The sequence below is a fragment of the Thiobacillus sp. genome (assembly GCF_013693775.1).
GTDB lineage: Bacteria > Pseudomonadota > Gammaproteobacteria > Burkholderiales > Thiobacillaceae > Thiobacillus.
Genome location: NZ_CP059257.1, coordinates 2,329,376 through 2,348,322, shown reverse-complemented (window position 1 = coordinate 2,348,322; position 18,947 = coordinate 2,329,376). Strand labels below are relative to the sequence as shown.

Annotated in this window: 20 protein-coding genes and 1 pseudogene; 11 read left to right on the top strand and 10 right to left on the bottom strand. The window is 64.3% G+C overall.

Features of this window, described 5'->3' with window-relative positions; genetic code table 11:
• Positions 1–18 precede the first annotated feature (18 nt).
• From rsmB to HZY77_RS11575, 8 genes and pseudogenes are all read left to right on the top strand, one after another.
• Positions 19–1,275 (top strand): 16S rRNA (cytosine(967)-C(5))-methyltransferase RsmB, encoded by a 1,257-nt coding sequence (gene rsmB, locus HZY77_RS11610; RefSeq protein WP_296814892.1) that lies wholly within the window; start codon positions 19–21, stop codon positions 1,273–1,275.
• Positions 1,238–1,864, top strand: coding sequence for a DUF4390 domain-containing protein (locus tag HZY77_RS11605; RefSeq protein ID WP_296659031.1), 627 nt, complete (start codon positions 1,238–1,240; stop codon positions 1,862–1,864). Before rsmB ends, HZY77_RS11605 begins: the two co-directional genes overlap by 38 nt.
• Positions 1,864–4,002, top strand: coding sequence for an ATP-binding protein (locus tag HZY77_RS11600; protein ID WP_296814890.1), 2,139 nt, complete (start codon positions 1,864–1,866; stop codon positions 4,000–4,002). The genes HZY77_RS11605 and HZY77_RS11600 overlap by 1 nt, the downstream gene beginning before the upstream one ends.
• Positions 3,999–5,272, top strand: a pseudogene (locus HZY77_RS11595) (sigma-54 dependent transcriptional regulator). Before HZY77_RS11600 ends, HZY77_RS11595 begins: the two are co-directional and overlap by 4 nt.
• 15 nt (positions 5,273–5,287) lie before the next feature.
• Positions 5,288–6,661: a Trk system potassium transporter TrkA gene (gene trkA, locus HZY77_RS11590; protein ID WP_296814887.1), complete on the top strand. Its 1,374-nt coding sequence runs from the start codon at positions 5,288–5,290 to the stop codon at positions 6,659–6,661.
• Complete coding sequence (locus HZY77_RS11585; protein ID WP_296814884.1) at positions 6,661–8,118, top strand: potassium transporter TrkG; 1,458 nt, start codon at positions 6,661–6,663, stop codon at positions 8,116–8,118. Before trkA ends, HZY77_RS11585 begins: the two co-directional genes overlap by 1 nt.
• A complete protein-coding gene (locus HZY77_RS11580; RefSeq protein WP_296659042.1) occupies positions 8,111–8,449 on the top strand; it encodes a tetratricopeptide repeat protein in 339 nt (112 codons plus the stop codon). Before HZY77_RS11585 ends, HZY77_RS11580 begins: the two co-directional genes overlap by 8 nt.
• 17 nt (positions 8,450–8,466) lie before the next feature.
• Positions 8,467–8,742, top strand: coding sequence for an oxidative damage protection protein (locus tag HZY77_RS11575; protein WP_296659044.1), 276 nt, complete (start codon positions 8,467–8,469; stop codon positions 8,740–8,742).
• A 63-nt stretch (positions 8,743–8,805) separates the two neighbouring features.
• Here HZY77_RS11575 and phoU read toward each other — a convergent pair whose 3' ends face one another.
• From phoU to HZY77_RS11555, 4 genes are all read right to left on the bottom strand, one after another.
• A complete protein-coding gene (gene phoU, locus HZY77_RS11570; protein WP_296814882.1) occupies positions 8,806–9,507 on the bottom strand; it encodes a phosphate signaling complex protein PhoU in 702 nt (233 codons plus the stop codon).
• 71 nt (positions 9,508–9,578) lie between these two features.
• Positions 9,579–10,088, bottom strand: a complete 510-nt coding sequence (locus tag HZY77_RS11565) for a hypothetical protein (RefSeq protein WP_296814879.1) — start codon at positions 10,086–10,088, stop codon at positions 9,579–9,581.
• Positions 10,079–11,014, bottom strand: a complete 936-nt coding sequence (locus HZY77_RS11560) for a Nudix family hydrolase (RefSeq protein ID WP_296814876.1) — start codon at positions 11,012–11,014, stop codon at positions 10,079–10,081. Before HZY77_RS11560 ends, HZY77_RS11565 begins: the two co-directional genes overlap by 10 nt.
• Positions 11,011–11,850, bottom strand: coding sequence for an ATP-binding protein (locus tag HZY77_RS11555; RefSeq protein WP_296814874.1), 840 nt, complete (start codon positions 11,848–11,850; stop codon positions 11,011–11,013). Before HZY77_RS11555 ends, HZY77_RS11560 begins: the two co-directional genes overlap by 4 nt.
• 313 nt (positions 11,851–12,163) lie before the next feature.
• Here HZY77_RS11555 and HZY77_RS11550 point away from each other — a divergent pair, with 313 nt between their 5' ends.
• The 3 genes from HZY77_RS11550 to HZY77_RS11540 all read left to right on the top strand — a co-directional run bounded on the left by HZY77_RS11550 (position 12,164) and on the right by HZY77_RS11540 (position 14,444).
• Positions 12,164–12,475: a hypothetical protein gene (locus HZY77_RS11550; RefSeq protein ID WP_296814872.1), complete on the top strand. Its 312-nt coding sequence runs from the start codon at positions 12,164–12,166 to the stop codon at positions 12,473–12,475.
• An 11-nt stretch (positions 12,476–12,486) separates the two neighbouring features.
• The gene (locus HZY77_RS11545; RefSeq protein ID WP_296814870.1) at positions 12,487–13,452 is read left to right on the top strand and encodes a thiamine pyrophosphate-dependent dehydrogenase E1 component subunit alpha; all 966 of its coding nucleotides are present in this window, start codon (positions 12,487–12,489) and stop codon (positions 13,450–13,452) included.
• Positions 13,449–14,444: a pyruvate dehydrogenase complex E1 component subunit beta gene (locus HZY77_RS11540; protein ID WP_296814867.1), complete on the top strand. Its 996-nt coding sequence runs from the start codon at positions 13,449–13,451 to the stop codon at positions 14,442–14,444. Before HZY77_RS11545 ends, HZY77_RS11540 begins: the two co-directional genes overlap by 4 nt.
• Before the next feature lie 7 nt (positions 14,445–14,451).
• On the opposite strand, the gene HZY77_RS11535 is transcribed toward HZY77_RS11540, so the two are convergent.
• The 6 genes from HZY77_RS11535 to HZY77_RS11510 form a co-directional block, all read right to left on the bottom strand.
• Positions 14,452–15,756 (bottom strand): GAF domain-containing protein, encoded by a 1,305-nt coding sequence (locus HZY77_RS11535; RefSeq protein ID WP_296814864.1) that lies wholly within the window; start codon positions 15,754–15,756, stop codon positions 14,452–14,454.
• Entirely contained in the window at positions 15,753–16,238 is a 486-nt protein-coding gene (locus HZY77_RS11530; protein WP_296814862.1) for a hypothetical protein, read from the bottom strand. The genes HZY77_RS11535 and HZY77_RS11530 overlap by 4 nt, the downstream gene beginning before the upstream one ends.
• A 4-nt stretch (positions 16,239–16,242) precedes the next feature.
• Positions 16,243–17,469, bottom strand: coding sequence for a bifunctional glutamate N-acetyltransferase/amino-acid acetyltransferase ArgJ (gene argJ, locus HZY77_RS11525; protein ID WP_296814859.1), 1,227 nt, complete (start codon positions 17,467–17,469; stop codon positions 16,243–16,245).
• A 64-nt stretch (positions 17,470–17,533) separates the two neighbouring features.
• Entirely contained in the window at positions 17,534–17,692 is a 159-nt protein-coding gene (locus HZY77_RS11520) for a hypothetical protein (protein WP_245539322.1), read from the bottom strand.
• 214 nt (positions 17,693–17,906) lie between these two features.
• Positions 17,907–18,245: a type 1 pili tip component gene (locus HZY77_RS11515; RefSeq protein WP_296631238.1), complete on the bottom strand. Its 339-nt coding sequence runs from the start codon at positions 18,243–18,245 to the stop codon at positions 17,907–17,909.
• A 67-nt stretch (positions 18,246–18,312) separates the two neighbouring features.
• Positions 18,313–18,912 (bottom strand): DUF938 domain-containing protein, encoded by a 600-nt coding sequence (locus HZY77_RS11510; RefSeq protein ID WP_296814857.1) that lies wholly within the window; start codon positions 18,910–18,912, stop codon positions 18,313–18,315.
• Positions 18,913–18,947: the final 35 nt, after the last annotated feature.

Below are 18,947 nucleotides of genomic sequence, written 5' to 3'. Positions count from 1 at the left end.
TTTCCGGCCATTTCCTCCATGCGTAAGCTGCAGAAGCTGGCGGCCGGCGTGCTGGAAACGGTGCTTGCCGGCACCGCTCTGCATCAGGCCCTGCCGCAAGGCCTTCAGCAACTGCACACGCCGNGGGAGCGCGGCGCCCTGCAGGACATCGTCTACGGCAGCCTGCGCCAGCTGGGCCGGCTCGACGCCTGGCTGGCGGCCCTGCTCGAACGCCCGCTGACCGATCCGCAACTGGGCTGGCTGCTGCGCGTGGCGCTGTATCAGCTGGCCTATACGCGCGCGCCGGCCCATGCAGTGGTACACAATGCCGTCACGGCAGCCGGCCAGNGGTGGCGGCGCGGACTGACCAACGCGGTGCTGCGCAACTTCCTGCGCCGTCGCGCCGAGCTGGACGAGATCGCCAACGCCCAGCCATCCGCGCACTGGTCGCATCCCGGCTGGTGGATCGACAAACTGAAAGCCGAGTACCCGCACCGTTGGCAGGGCATCCTCGACGCCAGCCTGCTGCATCCGCCGTTCACCCTGCGCGTCAATGGCCGTCATGGCGACGTGGCAAGCTATCTGCGGCGCCTGAATGAGGCCGGGCTGCCCGCGCATCAAACCGGGCCGGATGCGGTCACGCTCGACCGCGCGGTGCCGGTGCACGACCTGCCTGGTTTCGATGCGGGCCACGTGTCGGTGCAGGACGCCGGTGCGCAGTGGGCGGCGCGCCTGCTCGATGCGCAGCCCGGCGAGCGGGTACTGGATGCCTGCGCGGCGCCCGGCGGCAAGACCGGCCACATCCTGGAGCGCGCCGACGTAGACCTGATCGCACTCGACGTCGATGCGGCGCGGCTGGCACGGGTACAGGAAAATCTCGACCGGCTGCACCTCGCCGCCACCCTGGTGGAGGGCGATGCCGCGCATCCCGAGCGCTGGTGGGACAAGCAGCCCTTCGACCGCATCCTGGCCGACGTGCCCTGCAGCGCTTCCGGCGTGGTGCGCCGCAATCCGGACATCAAATGGCTGCGTCGTCCCGAGGACATCGCTCAATTTGCCGCGCAACAGGCCGTTATGCTGGATGCGCTCTGGCGGCTGTTGGCCCCGGGTGGTACATTGCTTTACGCCACCTGCTCGATATTCAATGAAGAAAACGACGGGCAAGTGCGTGCGTTCCTGGCGCGTCATCCAGACGACGCGGAACGCTGTATGTTTCCTGAACCTTTGTCAGACGGGTCGCTGCTGCCAGATGCCGAGCATGATGGTTTCTTTTACGCCCTGTTGCGCAAGACGTGATTCCACCCTTCGCGGGCTGGCCGGGCTGTTGCTGGTTTTCTGGCTGACGGTCGCGGGCAGCGCGCTGGCCAGCGATAAAAGCGCGGTCAGCCAGGCCGCCATCCGTGTGACCCCGCAAGGCTACGTGCTGGACGGCGATGTCAACATCGTGCTCAACAGCACGCTGGAAGACGCGCTCAGCCGGGGCATCAACCTGTACTTCCTGCTCGAACTTGAACTGTCCCGGCCGCGTAACTGGTGGTTCGATGAAGACATCGCCGACCCGGTGCGCAAGATGCGGATCTATTACCACCTGCTGCTGCGACGCTATGTGGTCGAAACCGGATACACCACGCGCACCGCCGCCACGCTGAGCGAAGCCCTGGCCATGCTGGGGCGGGTAGACGGATGGCAGGTGCTGGAGCGGGGTGCGCTCAAGACCGGTCAACGCTACGATGCGCGCCTGCGTCTGCGCCTCGATACCTCGCAACTTCCCAAGCCGCTGTCCATCGGCGCGGTCGGGGGCGACCGCTGGGAACTGGTCACACCCTGGTACGACTGGTCGTTCGATGCACCCGTGGCTCCGGCTCCGCCCGCACCTTTGCCCTGATGCGCAGTCTGATTGTCGTCGCCCTGATCCTGGGTATCGTGCTCCTGTCGTTGCTGTTTTATGCCAGCGGCGGCAGCAGCGCCTTTTCCGACACGCTGCCCACGCTTTTCATCGGCGGCGGCATCCTGGGCATGGCCTTGCTGGTACTGCTGGGCTGGCGCATGTGGTGGCTGCAGAAGCGCATCCGTCGTGGCGTGTTTGGCGCCAAGCTCACGCTGAAATTGCTGTTGATGTTTGGGGTGGTTGCGATGCTGCCCGGCCTGGTGGTGTATGGCGCGTCGGTGTTCTTCCTCAATCGTTCGATCGAGACCTGGTTCGACGTGCGGGTGGACAATGCGCTGGCCTCCGGCGTCAACCTCGGGCAGGCCGCGCTGGATGACCTGCTGCGTGATCTCGATAAANAAGCCCAGCGCATGGCGCTGGCCCTGTCGGACGAAGGCATGGGCTCGGTCATCACCAGCCTGTCCACGCTGCGCGAGCAAAGCTCGGTGCAGGAACTGACGCTGTTCGACGAGCGTGGTGGCGTGGTTGCCCACGTCAGCGGCGAACGCGAAACCCTGTTGCCGGTACTGCCCGACCGCAATGTGCTGTGGCAGGTCCGGCAGCAGCAGCCCTATAGCCGCATCGAGGAGGTGCCGGAACGCGGCCTGATCATGCATGTGATCGTGCCGGTGTATACCAGCTCGCTGACCGGCGAGACACGCGTGTTGCAGTTGGTGCAGCCGGTGCCGGCCCGGCTCGCGCACGATGCCCAGGCGGTCCAGCTGGCGTACCAGGAATACCAGCAGATCTCGGTCTCGCGGCTGGGCCTGAAACGCATCTACGGCGTGGCGCTCACCCTTACCCTGATGCTGGCCTTGCTGATGACCTTTGTGATCGCCTACCTGCTGTCGGAACGGCTCGGCGCGCCGCTGCGGACGCTGGCGCGCGGTACCCGCGCCGTGGCCAAGGGCGACTTCTCGCAGATGCCGTCGGTATCCAGCCGTGACGAGCTGGGCGTGCTGATTCAGTCGTTCAACCGTATGACCCGTCAGCTTTCCGACGCGCGCGAACAAGTTGCGCAGAACCATCAGCAGACCGAGCAGGCCAAGGCTTTTCTCGAACGGGTGCTGGCGAACCTGTCGTCCGGCGTGGTCGTGCTGGACGAGGCTTTGCGGGTACGTACAGCCAACAGCGCCGCGGCGCAGATTCTGGGCGTGGACGCTTCGATTCTGGATGCCCAGCCGCTGGCGGAACTGGGTCAGCCGGGCGAGGCGTTGCATGTGTTCGGGGCCACGGTGGTGGCCCGCTTCGGCGAGCACGAAGGCGAGTGGCAAGAGCAGGTCGATTATGCCGGCCATGGCGGCAACCAGTCGCTGCTGTTGCGCGGCACCCGCCTGCCGGCGGGTGTCGAACGCGGCTATGTGCTGGTATTCGACGACGTGACCAAGCTGATCGACGCCGAACGCAATGCTGCCTGGAGCGAAGTGGCGCGCCGCCTCGCGCACGAGATCAAGAACCCGCTCACGCCGATACAACTTTCGGCCGAACGCATCGCGCGCAAGCTGGACGGGCGCCTGGAAACGGCCGATGCCGAATTCCTCGCGCGCGCCACGCATACCATCGTCAACCAGGTTGCCGCCATGAAGAGCATGGTGGATGCCTTTGCCGGCTATGCGCGAATGCCGCGCGCCAAACTCGAGGCGCTTGATCTCAATGCCTTGGTACGCGACGTGCTGACCTTGTACGATGCCAAAACGCTCGGACTGGTGTTGAGTCTCGACGCCGACTTGCCGCGTATAGCAGGCGACGCCACATTATTGCGTCAGGTGATACATAATCTGTTGCAAAATGCGCAGGATGCGCTGGCCGGTCACGCTGCACCGTGCGTGGAGGTCGGTACGCGCCTGCGCAGCAATCAACATACAGTTTGTTTATCCGTAACAGACAATGGAGCCGGGTTTCCGGAACATCTGATGACACGGCTGTTCGAGCCCTATGCAACGACCAAGGCCAAGGGGACGGGCCTGGGCCTGGCCATTGTCAAAAAGATCGTCGAAGAGCATCACGGTAAAATTCAAATAGAAAACCTCAAAACGGGCGGCGCGGCAATCCGCATTTCGCTGCCTGTTTTTGCGGCAGGCGGAGAGAACACGTGAGCGGGCATATTCTCGTCGTGGACGACGAAGTGGGCATTCGTGAGTTGTTGTCGGAAATCCTTACCGACGAAGGGTATGACGTGCATCTGGCGGAAAACGCCGAGGCGGCACGTGCCTTCCGCTCCCAAAGACGGCCCGACCTGGTGTTGCTCGACATCTGGATGCCCGATACCGACGGGGTGACCCTGCTGAAGGAGTGGGCCGGCGGCGGCCTGCTCACCATGCCTGTGGTGATGATGTCCGGACACGGCACCATCGATACCGCCGTGGAGGCCACCCGGCTCGGCGCAGCCGACTTCCTCGAAAAGCCAGTGGCGCTCGCCAAGCTGATCGATACCGTCAACAAGGCGATCAAGCGCGGCGTCGCCCTGCCCCGGCGCGCCGCCAGCATGGACTTGTCGGCGCTCGGCAAAAGCCCGCTGATCCTCGAACTCAAAAAGCGCCTTTCCCAGATCGCCGGCAATACCGCGCCCGTGATGCTGATGGGCGAACCGGGCAGCGGTTTTGAAATCTGCGCCCATTTCCTGCATCAGCCATCCACGCCGTGGGTCGAGATCAAGGATCGTGCGCGGCTGGTGTCGGATCCGCTGAGCTTCGTCGAAATGCTCGGCAGCGGCACGCTCTACCTGCCCGAGGTCTGCGAGCTGGCACGCCTGGAACAAAAGGTCTGGGTTTGCTGCTCGACCGTATCGAAGGCAGCGGGGCGCGTCTGGTGTGCGCGTCCAGCCGCAGTCTCGACACCATGGTCGCAGCCGGCGAATTCGACAGCCGCCTGTTCTACCGCCTGTCCAGCCTCGCCATCCAGGTGCCGCCCTTGCGCGAGCATCGCGAGGACATTCCCGAGATTGCCAACTTCATGCTGGCGCAGCTGATCGAAGCGGGCGTCTGTCCGGTGCGGCGGCTCACGACGCCGGCGCTGAACCAGTTGCGCAATTTCGACTGGCCGGGCAATCTGCCGCAGCTCAACAACGTGGTGCGCACGCTGGCGGTCACGGCGCTGTCGGGCGAAATCGACGCAGCCGACGTCAACCGCGTGCTGGCTCCCATGAAACTATCGGCGCCGGCCGTGGCGCACGGCATTCCGCTCGACATTCCGCTGCGTGAAGCGCGCGACGCCTTCGAGCGCATGTATTTCGAACACCTGATCCAGAAGGAAGGCGGCAGCATGACCCGGGTCGCCGACAAATCGGGGCTGGAGCGCACACACCTCTACCGCAAACTGAAACAACTGAACATCCGGCACGGGCGTCGTCTTGACGAAGACCTGTAGACCCAGGGAACACGCTTGAAGATCATCATTCTGGGCGCAGGCCAGGTCGGGGCCAATCTGGCCGAGAGTCTGGTCGCCGAAAACAACGACATCACGGTCATCGACCTCGATACCAGCCGCCTGACGCTGTTGCAGGACCGCTTCGACCTGCGCACCGTGCGTGGCCATGCGGCGCATCCTTCGGTGTTGAAACAGGCCGGCGCCGAAGATGCCGACATGCTGGTCGCGGTCACACAAAGCGACGAAACCAACCTCGTGGCATGCCGCATCGCATCCACACTGTTCAATGTCCCCACGCGTATTGCGCGTATCCGTTCGAATGATTTCCTGGGTCTGGAGCCGGGTTTTCTGGCCGAGCAATTCGGCGTCGATGACGTCATCAGCCCGGAGCAGGAGGTGACCGACACCCTGAGGCGGCTGATCGAGCATCCGGAAGCGTTGCAGGTGCTCGACTTTGCCGACGGCAAGGTGCGCCTGATCGCGGTGCGCTCATACCACGGCGGTCCGCTGGTGGGGCACGAGCTGCAGGAGATCAAGCGCCATATGCCGGATCTGGAATGCCGTATTCCGGCCATTTACCGGCGTGACCACGGCATCGTGCCCAAGGGGATCACGGTGATCGAGCCGGGCGACGAGGTGTTCTTCCTGGCGCGCAAGCAGGATATTCCCTCCGTCATGCGCGAACTCCGCCGCATGGAACGCCGGGTCAAGAAGGTCATGATCGCCGGCGGCGGCAATATCGGACGGCGGCTGGCGGCGCAGATCGAACGCGATTACGACGTCAAGGTGATCGACCATAACAAGAAGGTCAGCAACCTGCTGGCCGAGCAGCTCCACCATACGCTGGTGCTGCAGGGCGACGCGACCGACGAGGAACTGCTGGAGCAGGAAAACATCGCGTCCATGGACGTGTTTTGCGCGCTCACCAACGACGACGAGGACAATATCATGTCCGCGCTGCTGGCCAAGCGGATGGGCGCGCACCGCGTGATCGCACTGATCAACCGGTCGGCCTATGTCGACCTGGTGCAGGGCGGCGAAATCGACATCGCCATCTCGCCGGCGCAGGCGACGGTCGGGCCTCTGCTGTCCAAGATCCGGCGCGGTGACATGGTGGCGGTGCATTCGCTGCGGCGCGGTGCGGCCGAAGTGCTGGAGGTGGCGGTGCACGGCGATGCCAAGACCTCGCGCGTCGTGGGCCGGCGCATTGAAGAGATCGACCTGCCCGACGGCGCGACGATTGCCGCGATCATCCGCAACAACGACGTCATCATCGCCCACCACGACACGCTGATCGAAGCGGAAGACCATCTCATCGTGTTTGCGCTCAACAAACGCATCATTCCCAAGGTGGAAAAACTGCTCCAGGTCGGTTTCGGTTTCTTCTGATGTCCCGCATTGCCCCCGTTCTGAACGTGCTGTCCAAGGTGGTGATGCTGTTCTCGGCCACCTTTCTGCTGCCGTTGACGCTGTCCTGGCTGGTGGCCGACGGGGCGCAGCGCGCCTATGATGATGCCATCATCGTCACGTTCGTCGCCGGGGCGCTCACCTGGCTCTTTACCCGGAAATCGCAACGCGAGCTGCAGACCCGGGACGGCTTTCTGCTGGTGCTGCTGGCGTGGACCAGCCTGCCGGCCTTCGCTACCTTGCCCTTGCTGATCTACCTGCCCCACCTTTCGTTTACCGACGCCTATTTCGAAACGGTATCGGGCATCACCACGACGGGCGCGACGATCCTGACCGGCCTGGATGCCTTGCCCNTTTCCATCAATCTGTGGCGTGGCCTGCTGGTCTGGTTGNGGGGCATGGGCTTGATCGTGCTGGCCGTTGCCATCCTGCCCNTGCTGGGCGTGNGGGGCATGCAGATCTACAAGGCCGAAACGCCGGGTCCGATGAAGGACACCAAGCTCACGCCGCGCATTACCGAAACAGCCAAGGGCCTGTATCTGGTCTACGTCGGTATTTCGATCGCGTGCGGGCTGTCGTACTGGGCGGCAGGGATGACGCCGTTCGATGCCGTCATGCACACGTTTTCCACCATGGGGATGNGGNGGTTTTCTTCGCACGATGCCGGTTTCAGCTACTGGAACTCGCCGGCCATCGAGGTGGTGGCGGTGGTGTTCATGCTGGTGGCCGGAATCAATTTCTCCACGCATTTCCTCGCGTGGCGACACCGCTCGCTGGCGGCCTACCGGCTCGATCCCGAGGTGCGCTGGTTCCTGATCGCGACGCTGGGCAGCGCAGTGGTGATCGCGATCTACCTGACCGTCATGCACGTCTATCCCAGTNTTTTCCAGGCGCTTCGTTTCGCTGTTTTCAATACCGTCTCGATCGCCACGACGACCGGCTTTGCCAATACCGACTACAACAAATGGCCGATTTTCGCCCCGCTCTGTATGCTGCTTCTGTCCTCTNTTGCGTCCTGCTCGGGCAGTACCGGCGGCGGCATGAAAATGGTGCGCGCCCAGCTGCTATTCAGGCAGGGGCGGCGCGAACTGACCCGCCTCGTGCACCCGGCGGCCCGATTGCCCGTCAAGCTGGCCGGACAGGTGGTGCCCAACAATGTGATCTACGCAGTGCTGGCGTTTGCATTTCTTTATGTGTTCGCCATCATTATCATGACGCTGTTGATGGCACTCAGCGGGCTGGAGTTCATCAGCGCGTTCTCTGCCGTGGTGGCCTCGATCAATAACACCGGGCCCGGGTTGAACCAGGTCGGGCCTGCCTCCACCTTTGCAGGCTTGACCGATTTCCAGACCTGGATCTGTACGATTGCCATGTTGCTGGGACGTTTGGAGTTGCTTACCGTGCTTGTCGTCTTTACCCGAGCTTTCTGGCGTGCCTGAACCGTTGGAAAACTTCCTCGCCATGCTGGCCAGCGGCCGCGACAACGCCTTGCTGCGCTTTTCGCTCGGTAACGAATACCTCAAACAGGGGAATGCATCGAGTGCCGCCGAGCATCTGCGCCGCGCGGTTGAATTCGATCCGAAGTATTCCGCCGCCTGGAAACTGCTGGGCAAGGCCCTGACCGACGCCGAAGCCTGGAACGAAGCCCTGGCGGCCTACCAGCAGGGCATCGCGGTGGCAGAGGGGCGTGGAGACAAGCAGGCGGCCAAGGAAATGACGGTGTTTGCCCGGCGTATCGAGAAGCGGCTTGGGTTAAAATCGAGCGATTGAATTTTCAGGAGCAGCAAATGACGCGGATGGTGAATTGTGTGAAGCTCGGACGTGAAGCCGAAGGTCTGGCCTTCCAGCCGGTGCCGGGCGAGTTGGGCAAGAAGATTTTCGAGAACGTGTCGAAGGAAGCCTGGAGCGGCTGGCAGCGCCACCAGACCATGCTGATCAACGAGAACCGCCTCAACCTGGCCGACCCGCAGGCGCGCGGCTATTTGATGGAACAGATGGAGCGCTACTTCTTCGGCGGTGGCAATGTCGATGCCGCGGCAGGGTATGTGCCGCCCAGCAAATAAGGGATTGTCGCATAGCAAAACGGGCGCTTCGGCGCCCGTTTTTGTCCGGCGCATGTTCCCGGGCTACAGCACTTCCTTCTCGATCTCTTCCAGCGACGTGTGGCGCACGTCCTTGCCCTTCACCATGTAGACCACGTATTCCGACATGTTCTTCGCGTGGTCGCCCATGCGTTCGATCGCCTTGGTGACGAACAGGATGTCGATGAACACCGAAATGGTACGCGGGTCTTCCATCATGAACGTGATGAGATGACGCAGGTTGAGGCGGAATTCCTCGTCCACCGACTGGTCCTGCCGTGCAATCTCGACCGCTTTGGTGGCGTCCAGGCGGGCAAAGCCGTCGAGTGCCTTGCGGAGCATGTCGAGCACCAGGTCGGCCATGTATTTGACTTCGGAGAAGCGCGGCAGGCTGATGCGCTCGGCCTGATGGATCAGCCTGGCCATGCGCGCGATCTTCGCCGCTTCGTCGCCGATGCGTTCCAGATCGGTGATGGTCTTGACCACCATCATCACCATGCGCAGGTCGGAGGCCGTCGGCTGGCGGCGCGCGATGATGTGGGTGCAGTCCTCGTCGATGGCCACTTCCAGCGCATTGACGTTGTGATCGTTGGCGTCCACCTGGTCGGCCAGCTTCATGTTGCCCTGGATGAGCGCCTCGATGGCGTTGGTGATCTGTTCCTCGACCAGCCCNCCNATTTTCAACACGTTGGCGCGCACGGCTTCCAGCTCGGCGTCAAACTGTTTATAGGTGTGTTCAGTTGGCATCGTGTTGACCCCTCAATAATCCACTTTTCATTATAGGCTGCGTATTATGACGCTTACATGTACGGAAGGTTTCAGCGCGTACTGAAGGGCAGCGCGTAATGTACCCCGTCAATCTCGAGGGTCAGGGTCCAGTCGCGTCGTCCGCTGACACATACCGGCAACGTCACGCTTGAAACAAACGTGCCGCTGTCGGACGGGTGCAGGTCATAGCGGTTGAATCCCATTTCCATGCCGTTCATCTGGAACTCGGCGCTCACTCGCGACGCTCCGGGCGCGTTGACGCTGAACCGGAACGCTTCCAGCGGTTTGGGATGAGCCGAAAAATACGCCGTGACCGTGGCGCCGTGGTGGGTGAAGCGACAGCCCGCCACCGGATCGGCACATGCGACAGCCTGCGCTTTGGCCGGGCGATTCAGCCAGTAGCCCGCCACCGCGATCGCTGCCAGCACGACGATCAACAGCAGGGGCACCAGCACCCGCATGGGGTACGCCGCCAGACGTTCATGCCCTTCAGGGTGTTTATGCCCCTCAGGGTACTCGCCCTGCGGGCGGTCTTGGCGCAGCACCCGCTTCATGTCCATGCCCCGCGCAGCAGCGCCACGCCGTGGGCGCCGTGCGACTGCGCCAATGCCACGTCCTCGCGCCCCAGTCCGCCCAGTCCGTATACCGGAATGGGGCTGGCCGCGGCGAGTGTCGAGAAAGCGTCCCAGCCTAGCGTGGCGGCACCCGGGTGCGTCAGCGTGGGCAATACCGGCGACAGCAGCGCGAAATCGGCACCGAGCGCGGCAGCTTGCACCAGTTCGGCACCGTCGTGGCACGACACGCCAACCCATTCGCAGTCGGGCCGCGCCGTCAGCCGCGCGGCGGCGGACGAATCGAGATGAATGCCGTCGGCCCCTGCGGCGCGCGCCAATTCCAGTGGACCGTTGACCAGCACGCGCGCACCCTGCAGATGGGCGCGGCGCACGGTCTCGCGCGCCAATTTCAGGCGCGTCTCTTCAGGCAGCGTCTTGTCGCGCAGCTGGATCAGCCGCAGGCCGTTGTGCAGTGCTACATCCAGGCGGGCCAGGAACGAGTCCACGCCGAGCGACTCGGCGTGCGAAATCCCCAGCACCGCGGGCAGCGAGAGCGCCTTCACGATCGGGAAATTGGCCGGCAGCAGCGGCGTCACCTCAACCGCGTCGGGCAACTGCCAGGAAAACACCTGTCCCTCGTGCGGATGCGGCGTACCCTGCCATTCGAACACGCGGAANAAGTTCAGCCGCACAGTGGCGTGGGGGTATTCGAATACGCGTGTGATCCAGCGACAGGTACGGGTGACGACGATGCCCAGTTCCTCGTGCAGTTCGCGGGCGAGCGCCGCGCCCAGCGACTCGCCCGGCTCCACCTTGCCGCCGGGGAATTCCCAGTAGCCTGCGTAGGGCTTGCCGGGCGGCCGCTGCGCCAGCAGCACACGGCCGTCGGGCTGGGTCAGCACCGCTGCGGCGACTTCGGTGATCGGATTCACTGCTTCCCGGCCCAATCCCGCGCAAACTGCCACGCCACCCTGCCGTTGCGAGCGCCGCGGCCGAGTGACCATTGCAGCGCGGCGCGTTCGAAGCCGTCGTCGGCGGGCGCACCCAGCGTCTCCGTCCAGTGCCGTGCGATGGCGAGATAGGTGTCCTGGTCCATGCTGTGAAACGGTACCCACAACCCGAAGCGGTCGGACAACGAGATCTTTTCCTCGGTCGCCTCGCCCGGATGCACCTCGCCGCCGAGGTGGCGGGTCTCCAGGTTTTCCGCCATGTATTCCGGCATCAGGTGGCGGCGATTGCTGGTGGCGTAGATCAGCACATTGTCCGATGGGCCGGCCAGCGAGCCGTCGAGCGCCGCCTTGAGGCTGGCGTAACCCGGTTCGTGCTCGGCAAAGCTGAGATCGTCGATGAAGACGATGAAGCGGTAATCGGCATCCGCCAGCAGGTCGAACAGATCGGGGAGATGGGGCAAGCCGGCCTTGTCCACCTCGATCAGGCGCAGCCCCTTGGGCGCGTACTTGGCATGCACGGCCTTCACCAGCGAGGATTTGCCGCAGCCGCGCGCGCCGGTCAGCAGCACGTTGTTGGCGGGCTTGCCGGTGACGAACTGGCGCGTGTTGGCGTCGATCCGCTGCTTCTGCTCGTCGATCGCCAGCAGATCCTTCAGCGCCACCCGTTGCGGGTGCAGAATCGGTTTGAGTTCGCCCGTCTGCGCGGCCCAGCGCGCGGCGCGGACGGTTTTCCAGTCGAGGCCGTGGGCAGCGGCAGAACTGTCGAGGCGGTCGAGCAGCCGCTCGATGCGGGGAAGGAGGGTGGCGAGATCGGTCATCCGCAGATTCTAGCCGCTGGCTTAGGAAAATTTAGGTTTCCGCTAGCAAAGACTTATCAACGCGCGTTCTGCAACCCGCCTAAGCTCCCTTCCGTCCGGATGCATGCGCAGCCGGCGAACCAGGAAGGAGCGAACATGAACACACCAATGAAAATCGCAGGGGCGCTGCTCGCCAGTCTCGTTTCCCTTGCAGCCTGGGCCCAGGGGGTGACGCCGAAATCCGCCATGGCCGTTATCTGATCCAGACATCCGGATGCAACGATTGCCATACCCCGGGCTACATGCAGAAAGACGGGCAGGTGGCGGAATCCGAATGGCTGACCGGCGACGCGATGGGCTGGCATGGGCCGTGGGGACGACCTACCCAGCCAATCTGCGTCAGCTGGTCCAGCAGATGGACGAGACAACTTGGCTGAAACGGGTGCGTCAGCCGATGCGGCCGCCGATGCCGGCCCCTTCGCTGCGGGCCATGAGCGATGCCGACCTCAAGGCGATCTACCGTTACGTGCGCAGCCTCGGCGCAAAGGGTCAGGCGGCGCCGGCCTATGTGCCGCCGGGCGGTCAGGTGGCCACGCCCTATCTCGATCTGACGCCGAAAAATCTGCCGGTGCAGGTGGCTCAATGAGTGCGGCCGGAATGACCGACGCTCTCCGCAGGCTGGAAGCCATGCTGCTGATCCGTGCCTGTGAAGAGAAGCTCGTCGAATTCCAGCGCGGCGGCGCCNCCGGCACCTGCACCAGTGTCGGCCAGGAAGCCTGCGCCGTCGGTGTGGTCGGCGCACTGGAGTCGCGCGACCGCATTCTCACGAATCACCGCAGCGCGGCGCACCTGATCGCCCGCGGTGCCGACCCCGGCCGCCTGATGGCCGAAGTGCTGGGTCGCGTCGACGGGTACTGCGGAGGCCGCAGCGGCAGCCTGCACATTTCGGCGAAGGCGCTCGGCGTGGTGCTCACTTCGACCATCGTCGGCGGCGAGCTGTCGATGGCGCCCGGCGTCGCCCTTGCGCAGAAGATGGGGCAGGGCGAATCGGGCGGGATCGTTGCGGTGTTCTTCGGCGACGGCGCAGCCTGCGAAGGTATTTTCCACGAGGCGCTCAACCTCGCTGTGCAATGGCAGTTGCCGCTGCTGTTCGTGTGCGAGAACAACGACTGGCAGGCTTTCGTGCACCGCCGCGAGACCATGCCCGACAATGCGATCGCCGACTGGGCGGCAGGCCACGGGCTGCCGGTTGCGACAGTCGACGGCAATGACGTCGAGGCGGTGCATGCGGCCGCACGCGATGCGGTCGCGGCGATCCGTGCGGATGGGCAGCCGCGTTTCCTGGAGCTCGTGACCTACCGATTGCGCGGGCACTTCGAACCCGACGATCAGGCCTATGTCGACGCTGACGAACTGGCGCGTTGGCAGGCGCGCGATCCCTTGCAAGGGCAGGCGGATCGACTGCTCGCACTGGGCACCCTCGACGCGGCGGATCTGGTGCAGTTGCGCGACCGGGTCGCGGCGCGTATCGAGGCCGCGGCACGCTTCGCCCAGGCAAGCGCGTGGCCCGACCCGCGCACGCTTACCCATCATGTGTATGCCGAGCAAGGAGCCCGCTCATGACCCGAATGACGACTGAACAGGCGATCCATCAGGCGCTTGCCGAGGAAATGCAGCGTGACGAACGTGTGCTCCTGATGGGCGAAGGCGTGGCGACCAAGCGCCCTGACCTGGTGCAGGATTTTGGTGCGGCACGTGTGCGCAATACCCCGCTGGCCGAGGCCATTATCGCCGGCACCGCAGTGGGAGCGGCCGCGAGCGGCCTGCGGCCGGTGGTCGACCTGCTGTTCGCGCCTTTTCTCGCCTATGCAATGGACGCGCTGGTCAACAGCGCCGGCAAGCTGCGCTACCTGTCGGGCGGACAGTTCGAATTTCCGTTGGTGGCGATGAGCATGACCGGCAGTGGCTGGTGCGTCGGCGCGCAGCACAACCACAACCTGGAAGCGATGTTCGCGCATGCGCCGGGGCTGAAAGTGGTGATGCCGTCGACCGCGGCGGACTTCAAGGGCCTGCTCAAGGCAGCCATCCGCGACGACAACCCGGTCGTGTTTTTCACCGATCTTGCCCTGCTGCATCAGGAGGGCGAGGTGCCCGATGTAGCCGACCATGTCGTCCCGCTGGGGCTGGCTGCCGTGCGCCGCGTCGGTGCCGACGTGACGCTGGTGAGCTATGCCAAGACGGTCGGGGTGTGCCTGCAGGCTGCCGAGCAGTTGCAGGCGCAAGGCATCGCGGCCGAGGTGATCGATCTACGCACGCTGAAGCCACTCGATGAAACGACGGTACTGCGCTCGCTGCGCAAGACCGGACGGCTTGTCGTCGTTACCGAAGCCAGCGGCCTCTGCGGCATGGCGGCGGAACTGGCTGCATTGGCGGTCACCCGGGCGTTCGAGGTCCTGCGTGCGCCGGTTGTGCGGCTGACCGGTCCGGATGCGCCCGGCGCATCCTCGTGGGTGCTGGAACAAGCCGCCCTGCCGACCGCCGAAGCCGTGGTGGAGGCGGTGCGGGGCATGCTGAGAGGGGTCGCGGTCGGCCGCGAGGTGCTCGCGGTGTCCTGACGAAGGATCAGGCGCTGAGTTGCAGCGGTCGGCCGATGTTCAGTCGGAAGCGGCCGCGACCGGTTTTNTCCAGTGCGATCGTCGGGCAGCGTTCGGCGAGGCGGCGTTGCAGCAAAATCAGGCGCGTCTCCAGATTGTCGCCGAAGTCGGGCAGCGGCAGGCGCGGGTCGCGCCGCAGCTCGCGGTTGCAGAAATCACGGCGACCGTTGCGGGCGTGTTCGTTGAGCAGCGTCCACAGGATGCTGCCGGCTACGCCTTTGATAAGGTAGTCGTTGTCGATGAAGACACTGTGGTCGGCGGCGAAGTAGCGCACTGCCAGTGGCGTACCGGTGGGGCGCGTCGCGGGTTCGTCATGCGCGGGCTCGGTGTCGTCCGGCTCGCACGCGGCCTGCGCGACCAGCGCGGCAAGGTGGCGGGCGTAGACGACCAGTGCATCCTCGTCGGCATGACTGAAGAAGGCATCGTGTTCGCTTTCGGCGTAGAGCACGCCTAGGAGGCGGCCGCCGTGAATGAGGGGGACGGCGATCCGGCTGTGCGGATTGGCCAGCACCGGCAGCGGGATACGCGGCTCGGTCGCATGCGTTGCGCGCATCGCCGTCTGGTACGCGTAGTCGCCCGTGCGGTAGTTGATGCGGATGGGAATCCGTTCGCGTGCAGCGACCCCGATGAGGCCTTCGCCGACTTTCACTTCCGCGCCGATCCCTGAATCCGGGTAGCCCAGGCTTCCCAGTGTATAGAGTGCGGCGCCGGCCTCGTCCAGCATCAGCAGCAGCGCGTGGCGGATGCCGAAGCCGGCGGTCAGTGCGGCGAGTCCGCGGTCGGCCAGATCCGACAGATCGGTCGTGTCGCCCAGGCGGTCGAGCGTGCGCCGCAGGCTCAGCAGCGCATCGGATGGCGGCGGCGGGGGTGGGATATGGGGATCGACGGATTCGATGTCGAGCACCCGGTAGATGTCCGCACCGCGCAGCACGAACACCTTGTCCATGTGGGTCTGTGCCGCGATGCCGGCGAGCTGCGCCTTCATGTATTCGAACAGCGGACCTTCGGTTTCGGTACGCATGTAATGTAGCTTGAGGCGGAAGTGGCGGAAGCTGCCGGGTTCGACCACCTGCACCTGTGCATAAGGATGCGCGAGCACGTTCTCGCGTGTCTTGCTGAAGAATTGATAGGACAGTGCCACGTGTTCGGCGTCGACGAAATGCACCTGCGAGGCATAGGCCACATTCGGCGTGCCGTCCTGGGCGCTGGTGGCGACGACGGCTGGAATCGCGCCGTCGAGGCAGGGCCGCAGCGATTCGAGCGAGATCTTCATGTGCGCGCCAGCACGCGCCCGGCGTCGGGTCCGGGCGTCTGGTCGAACACGATTTCCGGCGCGAAGCGCAGCGCCACCAGGTCATCCGTGGGCAGGAGCGCGGCCAGTGCCTGTTCCAGCCCTGCGCCGTAGCCCAGCCCTTTCAGTTCGTCGGCGAATGCTGCCACACAGCGTGCGCTGCAGGCGCGCTGGGCCGCGCCAGTGGTCGCGCGCGTGGCCGCGGACGCCTTGAGTTGCAGGGTGGCATGGGTGGATGGGCGGCTGACCACCAGTGTGATCCCGCTTCCCGCGTCGACTGCGTCGATCACTGCACGCCCGCGGCTGGCCGACAGCAATACCGTCAGCGCGCGCCGGTCGCGCGCCACCATCACGCCCTGTGCCCGACACACGCATGGCCAACCGTCGCGGCCCACCGCACCGACGTTCATCGACAAGGGGCCTTGCAGAAAGGCGGTCTGCTCGACGGTCAGCTGGACGCTCATGGCATCAGGTGCGGTACTCCGCGTTGATTTTCACGTAATCGTAGGAGAAGTCGCAGGTCCATACGGTGGCATTCACAGTGCCGCGATTCAGCGCGACGCGCACGGTGATCTCGGCTTCCCGCATCACCGCCGCACCCTGCGCCTCGGTGTAGCTGGTAGCGCGGCCGCCATGTTCCGCCACCAGCACGTCGCCGAGCCAGACCTTCAGTGCATTGACGTCGAGATCCGTCACGCCGGCATAACCGATGGCGGCGAGGATGCGGCCGAGGTTGGGGTCGCTGGCGAAGAAGGCGGTCTTCACCAGGGGCGAGCGTGCGATGGCATAGGCGATCTGCTTGCACTCGGCGCGGTCGCGTCCTCCCTCGACGGCGATGGTCATGAACTTGGTCGCGCCTTCGCCGTCGCGCGCCATGGCCTGCGCGAGCTCGATGGCGACCTCGCTCAATGCCGCCTTCAGCGCGGCGTAATCGGCGCCGGAGGCGTCGGCGATTTCGGCGTTGCCGGCCTGGCCGGAGGCGATGAGGATGAAGCTGTCATTCGTGGAGGTGTCGCCGTCGACAGTGACGCAGTTGAACGACACGTCGGCCACTTCTTTGACCAACTGTTGCATCAGGGACGCGGCGATCGCTGCGTCGGTCGCGACAAAGCCCAGCATGGTCGCCATGTTGGGGTGGATCATGCCGGACCCCTTGGCGATGCCCGTCACTGTTACTGCCTTGCCGCCGATCGATATCTGGCGCGAGGCGCCTTTGGCGACGATGTCGGTGGTCATGATCGCGTGCGCGGCATCGCTCCAGTGATTTGGCGCAAGGTCGGCCTGCGCGGCTGGCAGGGCCGGCAGGATCTTGTCGACCGGCAGCGGTTCCAGGATGACGCCGGTGGAAAATGGCAGCACGTTATCGGTGGCGCACCCCATCAGTTGTGCCACGGCGTCGCAGGTCTGGCGAGCCCGCGCGAGGCCTTCCTCGCCGGTCCCGGCGTTGGCGTTGCCGGTGTTGATCACCAGCGCACGGATGTTTCCCGTCGCCAGATGCTGCTTGCACAGCGTGACCGGTGCGGCACAGAAGCGATTTTGCGTGAACACGCCGGCGACCTGGCTGCCGGCAGCGAGCTCGATCAGCGTGATATCGCGCCGCCCCGGCTTCTTGATGCCGGCGGAGGCGATGCCGAGCCGCACACCGGCAACGGGCAGCAGTGAGGCAGGGTCGGGAGCGGTAAGGTTGACGGGCATGGCGGCACGGTAGAACGGAAAGCCGCTATTTTATGCCGGCTTGCGGCAAATAGATGGCTGGGTCTTACTGCGCGCGCCCCAGCAGTACGTTCAGCAGGCGGCGGAACCCCGGCCGCCATGGCCACACGGGGTCGAGCTCGATCGAGCGTGCCAGCGCGGCCAGCGCAATTAGCGCAAAGACGAGAAACAGCAATTCCGAGATGAGCTGACGCGAAGTAAGCATTCCCAGTGGCATGTCCAGAAAGCCGGGAACATAAAACAGACTGGCAAATGCTGCGAAGAGAAAAGCCGGGCCGAGATACATGGTATTCGCAGTCAGGGTTGTTGTAAGAGGAAGGACAGCAATCGTCGTGCCAGGAAATAAACACCATAAGAAACAAGACGCTGGCTTGTTTGGGCCAACGCGGCGCAGCGCGATATGTAAATTAATTCGACAGCTACTTGTCCATGGGCGGCGCGGCCAACTTGCGCAGGATCTCATGCGACAGCGAATAGAACTGCGGGGTGGGACCAAGATCCTCATAGATCGGATCGCCATAGTCGTCTTCGGCAATGATGCGGTTGCCCGGTATGTAGGGCATGGCAACCTCGAGTTCGTCGAGGGCGGCCCGGATCAGGTCGGCTATCAGTTGGGAGTCGCTGCAGTCGGGATACATCACGTGCAGCGCTTCGACGCGGGCGGCATCACGCAATGGCAAGTGAACCGTATAGGTACGCGCATCCGGGTGCGCATGCCCCTCCTGGCCCCAGCGCTGGATCAATTCGGCGATGCGCATTCAAGTTCCCCAACCAGCTTCTTAATGGTTGTGTTATAGCAAAGTGCCTCGCAAGGCAAAGCGGAATTCAGTCCGCCATGCGCCACACCAGTGTGCGATTGTTGGCCGGCATGGCGATGTCCTGCTGCAGAAGCAGACCCTGCGAACGCGCCAATGCATCCACCGCCTCGAAATCGCGTACGCCCGAAGCCGGGTCGCGTGCCTTCAGCCAGGCGTCAAAGCGGGCATTGCTTTCCGACGTGTAGCGGCCGCCATAGTTGAACGGGCCGTATACCGCCAGGATGCCGCCGGCTCCCAGCACTGCGCCCACGCCCGCGAAGAATCTTTCCACCTCGGGCCAGCCCATGATGTGCAGGGTGTTGGCGGAAAACACCGCGTCATAGTGGCCACTGCTCCAGGCGGTGTCGTTGACGTCAAGTGCCAGCGGCGGCAACACATTGGGCAGTGCGGCCTCTTCAAGCCAGGCCTGGATGCCGGAGTGATGCTGCGGCACATCGGCGGTCTGCCAGATAAGATGCGGCAGGGCGGCCCCGAAATACACGGCATGCTGGCCGGTGCCGCTGCCGATTTCGAGCACATGCCGGCGATCGGCGAACAGCGTGCGCAATATCGCCAGAATGGGGTCGCGGTTTTGTACGCAGGATTCGGAAAAAGGCTTGTCGGTCAAGGTTGCGGTCCTAATAACAGTGAAGCAGGGCTGTA

What these genes read in the sequence shown, in the direction of transcription:
- HZY77_RS11605 (WP_296659031.1), top strand. Translation starts at nt 1,238, where the DNA reads ATGATGGTTTCTTTTACGCCCTGTTGCGCAAGACGTGATTCCACCCTT.
- HZY77_RS11575 (WP_296659044.1), top strand. Translation starts at nt 8,467, where the DNA reads ATGACGCGGATGGTGAATTGTGTGAAGCTCGGACGTGAAGCCGAAGGT.
- HZY77_RS11565 (WP_296814879.1), bottom strand. Translation starts at nt 10,088, where the DNA reads ATGGACATGAAGCGGGTGCTGCGCCAAGACCGCCCGCAGGGCGAGTAC.
- HZY77_RS11555 (WP_296814874.1), bottom strand. Translation starts at nt 11,850, where the DNA reads ATGACCGATCTCGCCACCCTCCTTCCCCGCATCGAGCGGCTGCTCGAC.
- HZY77_RS11550 (WP_296814872.1), top strand. Translation starts at nt 12,164, where the DNA reads ATGGCTGACCGGCGACGCGATGGGCTGGCATGGGCCGTGGGGACGACC.
- HZY77_RS11540 (WP_296814867.1), top strand. Translation starts at nt 13,449, where the DNA reads ATGACCCGAATGACGACTGAACAGGCGATCCATCAGGCGCTTGCCGAG.
- HZY77_RS11530 (WP_296814862.1), bottom strand. Translation starts at nt 16,238, where the DNA reads ATGAGCGTCCAGCTGACCGTCGAGCAGACCGCCTTTCTGCAAGGCCCC.
- argJ (WP_296814859.1), bottom strand. Translation starts at nt 17,469, where the DNA reads ATGCCCGTCAACCTTACCGCTCCCGACCCTGCCTCACTGCTGCCCGTT.
- HZY77_RS11520 (WP_245539322.1), bottom strand. Translation starts at nt 17,692, where the DNA reads ATGCTTACTTCGCGTCAGCTCATCTCGGAATTGCTGTTTCTCGTCTTT.
- HZY77_RS11515 (WP_296631238.1), bottom strand. Translation starts at nt 18,245, where the DNA reads ATGCGCATCGCCGAATTGATCCAGCGCTGGGGCCAGGAGGGGCATGCG.